Genomic DNA, 14,027 nt, shown 5'->3' with positions numbered 1-14,027 from the left:
CCCCCCGGCCCCCACCAAACGCCCCGCGCACGACACCGCCCGGCGCCCGTCGGTCCGCCCCCCCGGCCCTCGGTCGCGGCCTTGCCGCAAGAGGTATCGGAGGACCGGATTCCACTTTCGGCCAATTCGCAACGACTAGTGACTGCATGCGCGCGTTATGTGATGTGCTGGGACCGATAGAGCCCATGGCAAGGGCTTGCGACATAGGACAGGCGGCGCGGACCGAACACACGGGGCGGTCCCGTCCGCACGAGCCGGCACGGGGGCACGAGGGAGGGGAGCACCATGGGACCCGGACCAGGACCGGAGCACATCCGCCGATGGGAGTCGGGAGCGCTGGCCCACGCCGTGACCGACCCCTTCGGCCAGGGCCCGGTGCCCTGGCTGCGCGGCAGCGAGACCTACTTCGACGACACCGGCCAGGTGGTCCCCTGGTACGTGGACCCGGCCGCCCCGGCCTCGGCGCCGGACGCCCCCCGCGTCCCCGGCCCCCGGTCCGCTCCCCGGCCCGGCGGCCCCCGCTCCGCCGACGACGTCCGCCGTCAGATCAAGGGCTTCGTCTCGACGGGCGCGGTCGCTCCCGGGAACGCCGTCGACTTCCACGTCACGGTCGACCCGCCCCAGGAGTTCAGCGTCGACGTCTACCGCATCGGTCACTACGACGGCGACGGCGCGGCCAAGATCACCACCAGCCCGCGCCTGTCCGGCATCGTCCAGCCGCCGCCCCTGACCGCCGACCGCACGGTCTCCTGCCACCACTGGTGGCTCTCCTGGCGGCTACAGGTCCCGTCGTACTGGAATGTGGGCGCGTACGTCGCCGTCCTCACCACCGCCGACGGCTACCGCTCCCACGTGCCCTTCACCGTCCGCGACGAGCATCCCGCCGACCTGCTCCTGGTGCTGCCCGACATCACCTGGCAGGCCTACAACCTCTATCCGGAGGACGGCCGCACCGGCGCCAGCCTGTACCACGCCTGGGACGAGAACGGCCGTCTCCTCGGCGAGGCCGACGCGGCGACCACGGTCTCCTTCGACCGGCCCTACGCGGGCGCGGGCTTACCCCTGCACGTCGGCCACGCCTACGACTTCATCCGCTGGGCCGAGCGCTACGGCTACGACCTCGCCTACGCCGACGCCCGCGATCTGCACGCGGGCCTGGTCGACCCCACCCGGTACCGGGGGCTCGTCTTCCCCGGACACGACGAGTACTGGTCGGCGAGCATGCGCCGCACCGTGGAACTCGCCCGTGACAGCGGCACCTCGCTCGTCTTCCTGTCCGCCAACTCCCTCTACTGGCAGGTGGAGTTGGGGCCGTCGCCGTCGGGCGTGCCCAGCCGCCTCCTCACCTGCCGCAAGCGCAAGGGGCCCGGCCGGCCCGTGCTGTGGCGGGAGGTCGACCGCGCCGAGCAGCAGTTGGTGGGCATCCAGTACGCGGGCCGGGTGCCCGAACCCCATCCGTTGATCGTCCGCAACGCCGACCACTGGCTGTGGGAGGCGACCGGCGCGGGCGAGGGCGAGGGGCTCGACGGGCTGGTCGCGGGCGAGGCCGACCGCTACTTCCCGCGCACCCCTCTTCCCCGGCACGAGGACCGCATCCTTCTCGCCCACTCGCCGTACCACGACGGCGAGGGCGTCCGGCGGCACCAGGAGACGTCCCTCTACCGCGCCCCGTCGGGGGCCCTGGTGTTCGCCTCCGGCACCTTCGCCTGGTCGCCGGCCCTGGACCGCCCCGGCCATGTGGACCCCCGCGTCCAACGCGCCACGGCCAACCTCCTGGACCGCATCTGCAAGCGCGACTGATCCGCGCGCGGCCCGGGCGTCCGTCGTCCCGGACGGTCCCGTGACCCGCCGTCCCGGATCAATCCCGGACTAAGGGACAATCGAGCCTCCAGGTCAGAACCACGGGGAGGAACCGTGTCCGGATTCGTAGAAAAGCCCGAGCCGCTTCAGGTGCCGGGCCTGGTGCATCTGCACACCGGCAAGGTGCGCGAGCTGTACCAGAACGAGGCGGGCGACCTCGTGATGGTCGCCAGCGACCGCACGTCCGCCTACGACTGGGTGCTGCCGACCGAGATCCCCGACAAGGGCCGCATCCTCACCCAGCTCTCCCTGTGGTGGTTCGACCGGCTCGCCGACCTGGTCCCGAACCACGTCCTGAGCACGGAGCCGCCCGCCGGCGCCCCCGCCGACTGGGCCGGACGCACCCTGATCTGCAAGTCGCTGCGGATGGTCCCGGTCGAGTGCGTGGCCCGCGGCTACCTCACCGGCTCGGGACTCGTCGAGTACCGGGAGTCCCGCACGGTCTGCGGACTCGCCCTCCCCGAGGGCCTGGTCGACGGCAGCGAGCTGCCCGCGCCGATCTTCACCCCGGCCACCAAGGCCGCCGTCGGCGAGCACGACGAGAACGTCTCCTACGAGGAGGTCGCCCGCCAGGTCGGCGCCGACACCGCGGCCCAGCTCCGCCAGGCCACCCTCGCCGTGTACGGCCGGGCCCGCGACATCGCCCGCGAGCGGGGCGTCATCCTCGCCGACACCAAGTTCGAGTTCGGCTTCGAGGACGAGACCCTGGTCATCGCCGACGAGGTCCTCACCCCGGACTCGTCGCGTTTCTGGCCGGCCGACCAGTGGCAGCCGGGCCGCGCGCAGCCCTCGTTCGACAAGCAGTTCGTGCGGGACTGGCTGACCTCGGCCGAGTCCGGCTGGGACCGCCACAGCGAGCAGCCCCCGCCGCCGCTGCCCCAGCACATCGTGGACGCGACCCGCGCGAAGTACGTCGAGGCCTACGAGCGTCTGACGGGCGCGGCCTGGGAGTGAGCGGCCCACGCGAAAGGCCCCGGTCGATGACCGGGGCCTTGGCGATGGAGCGGACGACGAGGCTCGAACTCGCGACCTCAACCTTGGCAAGGTTGCGCTCTACCAACTGAGCTACGTCCGCATCGCGCCGTGGTGAACGTGCCGTGGCGCGAGGCCAACTATACCCAACCCCGCTCCCGGGCGATCCGCACCGCGGTGTGCCGGTTCTCCGCCCCGAGCTTGGAGACGGCCGACGACAGGTAGTTGCGCACCGTCCCCTGCGACAGCGCGGCCCGCTCGGCGATCTCCGCGACCGGCGCCCCGTCGGCGGCGAGTTCGAGCACCTCCGCCTCGCGCGATGTCAGCGGCGAGTCGCCGGCGGCGATCGCGTCGGCCGCCAACTCCGGGTCCACATAGCGGTTCCCGGCGTGCACCGTGCGGATGATCTCGGCGAGCCGCTGGGCGCTCACGGTCTTCGGGACGAACCCGCGCACACCGGCCGCAAGCGCCCGTTTGAGATGTCCCGGCCGGCCGTGGCTGGTGACGATCAGTGCCCGGCAGCCGGGCAGTTCGGACCGCAGGGATGTGGCGACCTTCACACCGTCGGCGCCCGGCATCTGGAGGTCCAGGACGGCCACGTCGGGTTCGTGGGCCCGTGCCATCGCCAGCGCCTCCGGCCCGGTGGCCGCCTCGGCGACGATCACCAGATCGTCCTCCAGGGAGAGCAGCGCGGCCAGGGCGCCCCGGATGAGGTGCTCGTCGTCGGCGAGCAGCACCCGCACCATCATGAAGTGACCTCCCTCACAGGCGGGTTCCCGCCCTGAGCCGCCTCGTCCAACGGTTTCCCACTCTGCGCCCCCTCGTCCAGCGGTCTCCCGCCCGGCTCGGCGCCGCTCCGAGGTCTCCCGTCCTGCGCCGCCGCGCCCACCTCGTCCGCAGGGGCCTCGCCCTGGGCCGCCTCGCCCAAGGGCACCTCGGCGACCACCCGGAACCTGCCGGGGGCCATGAGTCCGGCCTCCAGCGTCCCGTCGACCCCGCGCAGCCGCTCGCGCAGCCCGGCGAGTCCCGACCCGCCGCCCGCGCTCGCGCCCGCGGGCCCCACCCCGTCGTTCTCCACCGTCAGCACCACGCTCCCCGACGTCCTGCGCAACGTCACCGAGCACCGGCCCGGATCGCCGTGCCGCAGGACGTTGGTGGTGCTCTCGCGCACCACCCAGCCGAGCGCGGACTGCACCCCGGCGGGCAGCCCGCCGGGCTCCCCGCTCACCTCGCAGTCGATGCCCGCCGCCGTCAACACACCCTGCGCGCCGGCGAGTTCCACGCCCAGGTCGGCCTCCCGGTAGCCGCGGACGACGTCGCGCACCTCGCGCTGCGACTCCCGCGCTATGCGCTGTACCTCGATCATCTGCTCCACGGCGTCCGGCCGGCCGCGCCGGGCCAGCTGCACGGCCAGCTCGCTCTTCAGGGCGATCACCGCCAGGTTGCGGCCCATCACGTCGTGAAGGTCCCGCCCGAACCGCAGCCGTTCCTCGGCCACGGCGAGCCGGGCCCGGGTGTCGCGGGCCTCGTCCAGCCGGAAGACCGCGTCGAGCAGCCACGCGGAGAAGACCGAGGTGAAGGCGAGGAAGCCGCCGCCGAGGAACACCGCCGCCATCGTGGCCACAACGGCCACGCCGGGCAGTCCGACCGGGTACGCCGCGGCCCCGGCGCCCAGGGCGAAGCCGGTCACGACCGCGAGCACCCGGCGACGGCTGCGCACGCCGAGCGCGATGAACCCGGCCCCGAAGGCGAGGACGATGCCGAAGACGCTGCCCGCCGCGGCGTCGACGCTCTCGTGGTCCGGGCCGCGCTGCGCGACGCCCACCGCGGCGACGGCGGTCGTCGCCGACACGGCGGCGAGGGCCCACATCAGCCGGACGGGCTGGGGCCGGCGTCCGCGCGTCCAGTCCAGCGCCCGCGACGCCGTCACCGCGCCGAGCGTGCAGTGCGCCAGCGTCAGCGCCGCCGCCCAGAGCCCGAGGCCGGCCGGCAGCCCCCCGGCGGCGGGCAGCCCCACCGCCATGAACTCGGCCGCGGCGAAGAAGTGGAACGACCACCGTGTGTACGTCTCGACCTTCGCGGGCGTGCTCTTGCGCCGCCACCAGCCCCCCGGCCTGCGCATCCGCATGCCCCCTGTTCCCATGTCCTTGTAGCCGTAGCCGTAGCCGTAGCCCCCCGTAGCCCGTAGCCCGTAGCCCGTAGCCCGTAGCCGTGGGCCCGCGTACGTGACGCGTCCCGTCGCGTGTCCCCCTGCACGCGGTTCCCCCGGTCCGCGTCGGCGCGGGCCCGGCGGCGTTCCGGCGTCCGGCGTCGGTCAGCGCCGGGGCTCCCACCGGAACCACCGCCGTACAGCAAACACCGCCAGCACGGTCCAGGCCAGTGCGGTTCCCAGTGCTCCCAGGGTGTCGTGGGCCGAGAGGGCGCCGGTCCAGCCGCCGCGTATCAGGGTGATCACCGGGGACAGCGGCAGCGACGCGCAGGCCGAGGCGAGCCCGTGGGGCAGCAGTTCCAGGGGGACGGCCACCCCGGACCCCGCCATCGACACGAGCACCAGCGGCGCCGTGGTGACCTGCGCGCTCTCCACGGTCCGGGTCGCGGTCGCGGTGACGGCCGCGAGCGCCGCGCACATCACCAGCCCGAACAGCAGGCCCAGGACGGCGAGGACGGGCGCCTTCGGGGCCGGCACGTCCAGCAGGACGGCGGAGCCGGCCACCAGCACCGCCGACTGCACCAGTCCCGTCGCGAGGACCGGCACCGCCGTCCCGCCCAGGATCTCGGCGTCCCGCAGTTCACCGGTGCGCAGCCGCTTCAGCACCAACTCCTCGCGCCGGGAGGTGTAGATGACGGTCAGCGCCGAGTACACCCCGAACAGCAGGGAGAAACCGATCGCCGCGGGCAGCAGCACCAGGCCGGGGGTGAGGCCGGCGTCCTGGACGTGCATGCCGTCGATCGTCGGGGCGAGGCTGACCGGCAGCGCCAGCGGCACGAGCACGGCCATGAGGAGGGTGCTCCTGCTGCGGCCGAGCAGCGTGAGTTCGGCGCGCGCGAGGGCGGCCATCCGGCGCGCGGGCGTCGTGACGGTCCTTCCGGCCGTCCGGCCGGCCGCATCCTGCACCGTGACCCCGCTCATGCCACGACTCCCTCGGTCTCGTCGGTCAGGTCGACTCCCTCGGTCCGGTCGACTCCCTCGGTCCGGTCGACTCCCTCGGCCCGGCCGGCCCGGCCGGCCGGACCGGCCGGATCGGCCGGATCGGTCCCCGCGTCGTCCGACGCCTCCCGGGCGATGCCCAGGAACGCCTCCTCCAGCGAGGCCGAGCGGACATCGAGCCGGCGCAGCTCGATCCCGGTCCGCTGCGCCCACACCAGCAGCCCGGTCGCGGCCCGCTGGAGCTCACGGGTGCGCAGCCGCAGGAGACGACCGTCGATCTCGTGTCCGCACGCGCCCAGTTCGCCGAGCGGCGGCAGATCGCCCGGGAGGTACCCCTCGGGCAGTTCGAAGGAGATCCGGGACGGCTGGGCGGCGGTCACCTCGGCGGGCGTCCCGGCGGCGGCGATGCGGCCCCGGTGCAGGATGGCCAGCCGGTCGGCCAGCTGCTCGGCCTCTTCCAGGTAGTGGGTGGTCAGCACGACCGTGGTGCCCGCGTCGCGCAGGGCGCGCACCAGCTCCCAGGTGTCCCGCCGGCCCTCGGCGTCCAGGCCGGTCGAGGGCTCGTCGAGGAACAGCACCTCGGGTTCGCCGAGCACCGCGAGCGCCAGGTCCAGGCGCCGCCGCTCGCCCCCGGACAGCTGCTTGACCCGGACGTCGGCCCGCCCGGCGAGCCCGGTCGACGCCAGGGCCCGCTCGATCGGACGGGCGCCGCTCACGCAGCCGGCCCACATCCGCGCGGTCTCGGCGACGGTCAGCTCGGAGGGGAATCCGCCCTCCTGGAGCATCACGCCGGTGCGCGGCCGGACGGCGGCCCGCTCGGTGTAGGGGTCGTGGCCGAGCACCGAGATGCGTCCGCCGTCGGGCCGCGCCAGCCCTTCCAGCAGCTCGACGGTCGACGTCTTCCCGGCGCCGTTGGTGCCGAGCAGCGCGAAGATCTCACCGCGGCCGACGTGGAAGGAGATTCCGCGGACCGCCTCGAACCCGCCCCCGTACACACGCCGGAGGCCGGTGACCTCGATCACGTGTTCCTTCGTGTTCATGCCTCAAGGCTCCCGGCGCCCGGAGGTCCGCAGCAGTGCGAGGTGTCACCACTCCGTATGACATATGTCAGACGGCCGTCCCGGCGGCGCCCGTACGTCAGGAGCCCGGGCGCCCGGAGCCCGGACTGGCGCGGGCATACGAAAAGACCCCGGTCCAGTGGACCGGGGTCTGATTCCCGAGCGGACGACGAGGCTCGAACTCGCGACCTCAACCTTGGCAAGGTTGCGCTCTACCAACTGAGCTACGTCCGCATTGCCTCCGACCGGCTCTCACCGATCGGCGCGAGCACCAGCCTACCTGATCCAGAAGACTGGCCAGACCGGCGGTGCAGAGCGGGTGACAGGAATTGCACACTGCGCCTTCCCCCTGGAAGGGGGATGTTCTACTACTGAACTACACCCGCATGTACTCCGTGAGCTGGGCTTTTCGGCCTCGCCCCTCGGCGTGCTCCGAACTCTAGCCGACCGGGAGGGGTGCAGCGCAAGTCGGGTCGTTCGAGGGGCGGGTGACCGGCCGTCGGTCCGGGCCTGCGAGAAGCGTGCGGCGAGCTCCGCAGGCGCCACGCCGCCCGTCCGCGCCGCCCCTGCCGTGCACCGGACGCTCCGGACGCCCGGTCCGGACAGCTGCGGTCCCGGCAGCTGCCGTCCGGGCCTCGCACGCCGAAGGCCCCGCGCCTGACGCCCGACGCACGCGCCGAACGCCACACGGCCGGCAGCGCTCAGCGGGCACTGCTCACCGGTCCCCGCTCACCGGTCCGCGTTCACTGGGCGTCGGTGAACGCCTCGTAGACCTTCTTGGGGATGCGGCCGCGGGCGGGCACCTCCATCTTGTTGGCCTGGGCCCAGGCGCGGACCGCCGCGGGGTCGGGGGCGACCTCCGTCTGCTTGTAGGCCTTGCCCGACTTCGACCGCTTGCGGCCGGCCTCCACGTAGGGCGCGAGCGCCTTACGCAGTTTCTCGGCATTGCCTTCATTCAGGTCGATCTCGTACGACTTGCCGTCGAGGCCGAAGGCGATCGTTTCCGCCGCTTCCGAGCCGTCGATGTCGTCAAAGAGAGTGACCACGACCTTCTGCGCCACGAATATCGGTCCCTTCGTCCGGCGCCACAAACCGTTCAGCCGTGGCGTCGTGCCGAGTCTCGGCTATTTCCAATTCATTTGTACAGTGCGCGGCAATGCATTGTGAAGCCCGACTAAATCTGTCCGCGTGTCCGGACGCAATAGGTATCCGAGGATGGCCGGGGATCTTTCCCGTAACTTTTCGTGAACATCCCCCGCCGGCGCCCGATCGCGGTGGCCGCCGTGATGGCCGTCACGTAGGTTCCTCCAACTCTACTCGCGTAGAAATTTTGTGCGGGTAGTCTGAAGCCACCTGTCGGAGACACCCGCAGGAACCTGCTCAGCACCACACCACCGGGAGTGCCAGTGGCACGCGTCGTAGTCGACGTCATGCTCAAGCCGGAGATCCTCGACCCCCAGGGCCAGGCGGTGCAGCGCGCACTGCCGCGGCTGGGTTTCGAGGGCATCTCCGACGTACGTCAGGGAAAGCGATTCGAACTGGAAGTTGACGGCCCGGTCGACGAGGCCGTCCTCGCCCGCATCCACGATCTTGCGGAATCCTTCCTCGCCAACACCGTGATCGAGGACTTCACCGTCAAGGTCGAGTCGGAAGAAGCCGTCGCGGGGGCCGCGAAGTGACCGCTCGTATTGGCGTCGTCACTTTCCCGGGCAGCCTCGACGACCGGGACACCCAGCGCGCGATCCGCCTCGCGGGGGCCGAACCCGTCGCTCTCTGGCACAAGGACAAGAACCTCCACCAGGTCGACGCCGTGGTGCTGTGCGGCGGTTTCTCGTACGGCGACTATCTGCGGGCCGGCGCCATCGCGCGTTTCTCCCCCGTGATGGAGCCCCTCATCGAGCAGGCGAAGGCCGGCCTGCCGGTCCTCGGCATCTGCAACGGCTTCCAGATCCTCACCGAGGCCCACCTCCTCCCGGGCGCGATGCTCGGCAACGATCACCTCCACTTCATCTGCCGCGACCAAAAGCTGCGGGTGGAGAACGCGGACACCGCCTGGACCACCGACTACGCGGCCGGCCAGGAGATCCACATCCCGCTGAAGAACATGGACGGCCGGTACGTCGCCGACGAGCGCACGCTCGACGAGCTGGAGGCGGAGGGCCGGGTCGCCTTCCGTTACCTGGACGTCAACCCCAACGGCAGCCTCCGCGACATCGCCGGCATCACCAACGCGGCCGGCAACGTCGTGGGCCTCATGCCGCACCCGGAGCACGCCGTCGAGCCCCTCATCGGCTCCGGCCGCACCGACGGCCTCCCGTTCTTCACCTCGATCCTCAAGAAGCTGGTCAACGCATGAGCCGGACGCCTCTGGACACGGTCGAGCACGCGGCCGAGACCCCCGACGTCGAGCTGCCCTGGGCCGAACTCGGCCTGAAGAAGGACGAGTACGAGCGGGTCGTGGAGATCCTCGGCCGCCGCCCGACCGGCGCCGAGCTCGCCATGTACTCCGTCATGTGGTCCGAGCACTGCTCGTACAAGTCCTCCAAGGTCCACCTGCGCCAGTTCGGCGAGAAGGCCCCCCAGTCCGACGCGCTGCTCGTCGGCATCGGCGAGAACGCCGGCGTCGTCGACGTCGGCCAGGGCTACGCGGTCACCTTCAAGGTGGAGTCGCACAACCACCCGTCGTACGTCGAGCCCTACCAGGGCGCGGCCACCGGCGTCGGCGGCATCGTGCGCGACATCATCGCGATGGGCGCGCGCCCGGTCGCGGTCGTCGACCCCCTGCGCTTCGGCGCGGCGGACCACCCCGACACCAAGCGCGTCCTGCCGGGCGTCGTGGCCGGCATCGGCGGCTACGGCAACTGCCTGGGCCTGCCGAACATCGGCGGCGAGGTCGTCTTCGACGCCTGCTACCAGGGCAACCCGCTGGTCAACGCGGGTGCCATCGGCGTGATGCGGCACGAGGACATCCACCTCGCGAAGGCGTCCGGCGCCGGCAACAAGGTCATCCTCTACGGGGCCCGGACCGGCGGCGACGGCATCGGCGGCGCGTCGATCCTGGCCTCCGAGACCTTCGACGACGCCAAGCCCTCGAAGCGCCCCGCCGTACAGGTCGGCGACCCCTTCCAGGAGAAGCTCCTCATCGAGTGCACCCTGGAGGCCTTCGCCGAGAAGCTGGTCGTCGGCATCCAGGACCTCGGCGCGGCCGGCCTGTCCTGTGCCACCTCCGAGCTGGCCTCCAACGGCTCCGGCGGCATGCGCGTCACGCTGGACGACGTGCCGCTGCGCGACTCCACGCTCTCGCCCGAGGAAATCCTCATGAGCGAGTCGCAGGAACGCATGTGCGCCGTCGTCGAGCCGGGCAAGGTCGACCGGTTCCTCGAGATCTGCGACAAGTGGGACGTCATCGCCACCGTCATCGGCGAGGTGACCGACGGCGACCGTCTCGAGATCTTCTGGCACGGCGGCAAGATCGTCGACGTCGACCCGCGCACGGTGGCCCACGACGGCCCGGTCTACGAGCGCCCCTACGCCCGCCCCGACTGGCAGGACGCCCTCCAGGCCGACGACGCGAACAAGCTGCCCCGGCCGCAGACGGGCCAGGAGCTCAAGGACCAGGTCCTGCGTCTGGTGTCGTCCCCGAACCAGGCCTCCAAGAAGTGGATCACCTCCCAGTACGACCACTTCGTCCAGGGCAACACGGTGCTGGCCCAGCCCGAGGACTCCGGGATGATCCGCATCGACGAGGAGAGCGGCCTCGGCGTCGCCATCGCGACCGACGGCAACGGCCGCTACGCCAAGCTCGACCCGTACGCGGGCGCACAGCTGGCCCTGTCCGAGGCCTACCGCAACGTGGCCACGACCGGCGCCAAGCCCCTCGCCGTCTCCGACTGCCTGAACTTCGGCTCGCCCGAGGACCCGGCGGTGATGTGGCAGTTCGCCGAGGCCATCCGCGGTCTCGCCGACGCCTGCCAGCAGCTGGGCACCCCGGTGACCGGCGGCAACGTCTCGCTCTACAACCAGACCGGCGAGGCGGCCATCCACCCGACCCCGGTGGTCGCAGTGCTGGGCGTCATCGACGACGTGGCCCGGCGCACGCCCGTCGCCTTCCAGGAGGAGGGCCAGCTGCTCTACCTCCTCGGCGACACGCGTGAGGAGTTCGGCGGCTCGGCCTGGTCCCAGGTCGTCCACGACCACCTGGGCGGACTGCCCCCGAAGGTCGACCTGGAGCGCGAGCGGCTGCTCGCCGAGATCCTGATCTCGGCCTCGCGCGACGGCATGATCGACTCCGCGCACGACCTGTCCGACGGCGGTCTGATCCAGGCGGTCGTCGAGTCGGCGCTGCTCGGCGGGAAGGGCGCGCGGCTGATCGTGCCCGACGGTCTCGACGCCTTCACCCTCCTCTTCTCCGAGTCGGCCGGCCGCGCCGTCGTCGCCGTGCCGCGCTCCGAGGAGCTGCGCTTCAACGACATGTGCGGGGCGCGCGGTCTGCCCGTCACCCGCATCGGTGTCGTCGACGGCGACACGGTCGAGCTTCAGGGCGAGTTCGAGCTGACCCTGGAGGAGCTGCGCAGGGCGCACGAGGACACGATCCCGGCGCTGCTCGCGTAACGCGCCAGGACGCATCCGCGGTGGCGAAGGCCCCGCCCGTGGAGACGGGCGGGGCCTTCGCCGTGACCGCCCGCGCCCGCGACCGGCGCCGGCGACCACCCCGTCGCCGTGACGGGTCCGGGCCCGGGCGACGGCGGTCACACCGAGACCGGTCGCGGGGCCGGCCCGGGGGCGCCGGCCGCCGGGCGCGACGTGGGCAGCAGGACCGCCAGCACCACGCACACCGCCATCAGCCCCGACCCGCACAGGAACACCGTGTCCATGGCGGAGACGTACGACTCGAGTGCCGCCGGCCTTGTTGCGCCCGCCAGGGAGGTGAGCTGACCGGGCCCGTCGTAGAGCCTGGTGATGAGGGTGCCGAAGAGCGCGGCCCCCAGAGCCGTGCCCAGGGTCTGGAAGAAGCGGACGCCGGTGGTGGCGACGCCGAGCTGATGGCGTGGGGCGGCGTCCTGCACGAGCGGGATCAGCTGGCCGAGGAGGAGGCCGAAGCCCGTGCCGATGAGCAGCAGGTAGGCGCGGAGCAGCCACAGCGAGGTGTCCGTGCCGAGGGTGGCCAGGAAGAGGAAGGCGACCGCGGCGATCGCCGAGCCCGCTATGGCGAAGGTCCGCTCGGCCCAGCCGCGCGCGGCGAGCCTGGCGGAGACGATGCCCACGGCCGTCATGCCCAGGGCCATGGGCAGCAGGTACAGCCCCGCCGAGGAGCTCGCGATGCCGCGGGCCACCTGAAGATAGACCATCACGTAGTACATCGAGCCGACCATGGCCGCGCCCATCAGGCCCTGTATCGCGAAGCCCCAGCGCAGTTCGGGGACGCGGAACAGGGACAGCGGCAGGATCGGCTCGGCGGCCGTGGTCTGCCGGCGCAGGAACAGGCCGAGGGTGACGGCGGAGGCGAGCGCGAGGGCGACGATCTGGGGCGACGTCCACGCGTACTGCTTGCCGCCCCACTCGGTGACCAGCAGCAGAGCGGTGGAGAACGCGGCGGCCAGGCCCGCGCCGAGGAAGTCGACACGGCGCGAGCGGCTGTGCCGGGGCAGGTCGAGGGCGAGTGCGGCCGCCACCAGCACGGCTGCCCCGAGGGGCAGGTTGACGTAGAAGATCCAGCGCCAGCTCGCGTGGTCGGCGAGCAGCCCGCCGATCCACGGCCCCACCGCCATGCCGCCGCCGGCCACGACCCCGCCCACGCCGGCGCCCTTGGCGTCCTTCTCCCCGGGTCCTCTCAGCTCGGCGATCACCACCATCGTGACGCTCATCAGGCCCCCGGCGCCGATGCCCTGCACAGCTCGGGCGGCTATCAGCTGACCGAGCGACTGTGCGGCTCCGCACAGCGCCGAGCCCACGAGGAAGGAGCCCACGGCGCCCAGGAAGACCCTCTTGGCGCCGAGGACGTCGCACAGCTTGCCGTACAGCGGGAGCACCGCGGCCGATGCCAGGGAGAAGGCGCTGACCAGCCACGGGATGCGGTCGATGCCGTGTGCCGGATCGAGGTCGCGCACGATCGGGACGGTGGCCGCGGACACGATCTGAAGGTCGAGCACGGCGAGCACGATCGTGACGAGGCAGACGAGGAAGCCGATTCTGCGTTGGGTGTCGGTCATGCGACCACCATGCCCGGGCTTCATGGACCGAGTCAATCTTTTATCCGGTACGACTTTTCATCCGGGCTCAAGAATGAGCTTGGTACAGTGGTGACATGGCTGCCGAAGCGACGATGGGGCTGCGCGAGCGTAAGAAGTTGCAGACCGCGATGCGGATCTACCGGACCGCGGTGGAGCTGTTCCTGGAGCGGAGCTTCGACGACGTCTCCGTCCAGGAGATCGCGGACGCCGCCGACGTCTCCAAGATGACGGTGTTCAACTACTTCGGCACCAAGGAGGAACTGGTCTTCCGGCCGATGGAGGAGCACTTCTCCGACGCGGCCCGGGCGGTGCGGGAGCGACACCGGGGCGAGTCCGCCGCGGAGGCCGTCCGACGGCAGTTCCTGGAGATGGTGGAGGCGCGTGACCCGGCGATCGGCCTGCACGCCGAGCCGTTCGCCCGTGAGATCCGCTCGGTCATCATGGCGACTCCGGTCCTGCGGGAGCGTGCCTACGTCCTGTCCGAGAAGGGCGCCCGCGAGCTGGCCGGCCTGCTGGCCGAGGAGACCGGCGACGAGACCCTCGCCGTGATCGCCGCCGCGACCCTCACGGCCGCCCGCAACGTCCTGGTCGAGGAGCACCACCGCCGCATCGACGCCGGCGAGAGCGTGGAAGACGTCGCGGCCGACGCCGCCGAGCGGGCCCGCAGGGCCTTCGCCCTGGTGGAAACGGGCCTGGGCGACTACGCCCGCAAGCCCTGACCGCCCCGCCCACCGCCCGAGCGTCCCGCTGCTTCCCCGC

12 protein-coding genes and 3 tRNA genes are annotated in these 14,027 nt (G+C 72.1%); 6 read left to right on the top strand and 9 right to left on the bottom strand.

The annotated features are described in order from the left end of the window. The first annotated feature begins 285 nt into the window (after window positions 1-285). Together KMS84_RS34435 and KMS84_RS34430 are read left to right on the top strand one after the other, a co-directional pair. Window positions 286-1,800 carry a N,N-dimethylformamidase beta subunit family domain-containing protein gene (locus KMS84_RS34435; protein WP_256920462.1) on the top strand — a complete coding sequence of 505 codons (1,515 nt, stop codon included), beginning with the start codon at window positions 286-288 and terminating at the stop codon, window positions 1,798-1,800. 114 nt (window positions 1,801-1,914) lie between these two features. Continuing rightward, complete coding sequence (locus KMS84_RS34430) at window positions 1,915-2,814, top strand: phosphoribosylaminoimidazolesuccinocarboxamide synthase (protein ID WP_256920461.1); 900 nt, start codon at window positions 1,915-1,917, stop codon at window positions 2,812-2,814. Window positions 2,815-2,859: 45 nt separating this feature from the next. On the opposite strand, the gene KMS84_RS34425 is transcribed toward KMS84_RS34430, so the two are convergent. From KMS84_RS34425 to KMS84_RS34390, 8 genes are all read right to left on the bottom strand, one after another. After that, window positions 2,860-2,935 (bottom strand) — tRNA-Gly (locus KMS84_RS34425). A gap of 37 nt (window positions 2,936-2,972) precedes the next feature. Continuing rightward, a complete protein-coding gene (locus tag KMS84_RS34420; RefSeq protein ID WP_498066960.1) occupies window positions 2,973-3,581 on the bottom strand; it encodes a response regulator transcription factor in 609 nt (202 codons plus the stop codon). Then, window positions 3,578-4,954: a sensor histidine kinase gene (locus KMS84_RS34415; protein ID WP_256920460.1), complete on the bottom strand. Its 1,377-nt coding sequence runs from the start codon at window positions 4,952-4,954 to the stop codon at window positions 3,578-3,580. The genes KMS84_RS34420 and KMS84_RS34415 overlap by 4 nt, the downstream gene beginning before the upstream one ends. Window positions 4,955-5,146: 192 nt before the next feature. Beyond that, window positions 5,147-5,962: an ABC transporter permease gene (locus tag KMS84_RS34410; RefSeq protein WP_256920459.1), complete on the bottom strand. Its 816-nt coding sequence runs from the start codon at window positions 5,960-5,962 to the stop codon at window positions 5,147-5,149. Then, window positions 5,959-7,020: an ABC transporter ATP-binding protein gene (locus KMS84_RS34405; RefSeq protein WP_256920458.1), complete on the bottom strand. Its 1,062-nt coding sequence runs from the start codon at window positions 7,018-7,020 to the stop codon at window positions 5,959-5,961. The genes KMS84_RS34410 and KMS84_RS34405 overlap by 4 nt, the downstream gene beginning before the upstream one ends. A 179-nt stretch (window positions 7,021-7,199) precedes the next feature. Further along, a tRNA-Gly gene (locus KMS84_RS34400) sits at window positions 7,200-7,272 on the bottom strand. An 80-nt stretch (window positions 7,273-7,352) separates the two neighbouring features. Next, window positions 7,353-7,424: transfer RNA gene (locus tag KMS84_RS34395), tRNA-Gly, on the bottom strand. A 357-nt stretch (window positions 7,425-7,781) separates the two neighbouring features. Beyond that, a complete protein-coding gene (locus tag KMS84_RS34390) occupies window positions 7,782-8,099 on the bottom strand; it encodes a histone-like nucleoid-structuring protein Lsr2 (RefSeq protein WP_109004766.1) in 318 nt (105 codons plus the stop codon). Window positions 8,100-8,444: 345 nt separating this feature from the next. Here KMS84_RS34390 and purS point away from each other — a divergent pair, with 345 nt between their 5' ends. From purS to purL, 3 genes are read left to right on the top strand one after another with little or no spacing between them, the layout of a single operon-like run. Next, complete coding sequence (gene purS, locus KMS84_RS34385; protein WP_190154033.1) at window positions 8,445-8,717, top strand: phosphoribosylformylglycinamidine synthase subunit PurS; 273 nt, start codon at window positions 8,445-8,447, stop codon at window positions 8,715-8,717. Next, entirely contained in the window at window positions 8,714-9,394 is a 681-nt protein-coding gene (gene purQ / locus KMS84_RS34380) for a phosphoribosylformylglycinamidine synthase subunit PurQ (protein WP_256920457.1), read from the top strand. Before purS ends, purQ begins: the two co-directional genes overlap by 4 nt. Next, on the top strand, window positions 9,391-11,649 hold the full coding sequence (gene purL, locus KMS84_RS34375; protein ID WP_256920455.1) for a phosphoribosylformylglycinamidine synthase subunit PurL: 2,259 nt from the start codon (window positions 9,391-9,393) through the stop codon (window positions 11,647-11,649). Before purQ ends, purL begins: the two co-directional genes overlap by 4 nt. 137 nt (window positions 11,650-11,786) lie before the next feature. Here the strand turns inward: purL and KMS84_RS34370 are convergent, their stop codons facing one another. Then, on the bottom strand, window positions 11,787-13,247 hold the full coding sequence (locus tag KMS84_RS34370) for an MFS transporter (RefSeq protein ID WP_256920453.1): 1,461 nt from the start codon (window positions 13,245-13,247) through the stop codon (window positions 11,787-11,789). 95 nt (window positions 13,248-13,342) lie between these two features. Here KMS84_RS34370 and KMS84_RS34365 point away from each other — a divergent pair, with 95 nt between their 5' ends. Further along, window positions 13,343-13,987, top strand: coding sequence for a TetR/AcrR family transcriptional regulator (locus KMS84_RS34365; protein WP_256920451.1), 645 nt, complete (start codon window positions 13,343-13,345; stop codon window positions 13,985-13,987). Window positions 13,988-14,027: the final 40 nt, after the last annotated feature.

The sequence above is a fragment of the Streptomyces hilarionis genome (assembly GCF_024539675.1).
In the GTDB taxonomy this organism is placed as follows: domain Bacteria; phylum Actinomycetota; class Actinomycetes; order Streptomycetales; family Streptomycetaceae; genus Streptomyces; species Streptomyces hilarionis.
Note: the sequence above shows the minus strand (reverse complement) of the source record. Positions and strands in the feature narration are given on the sequence as shown.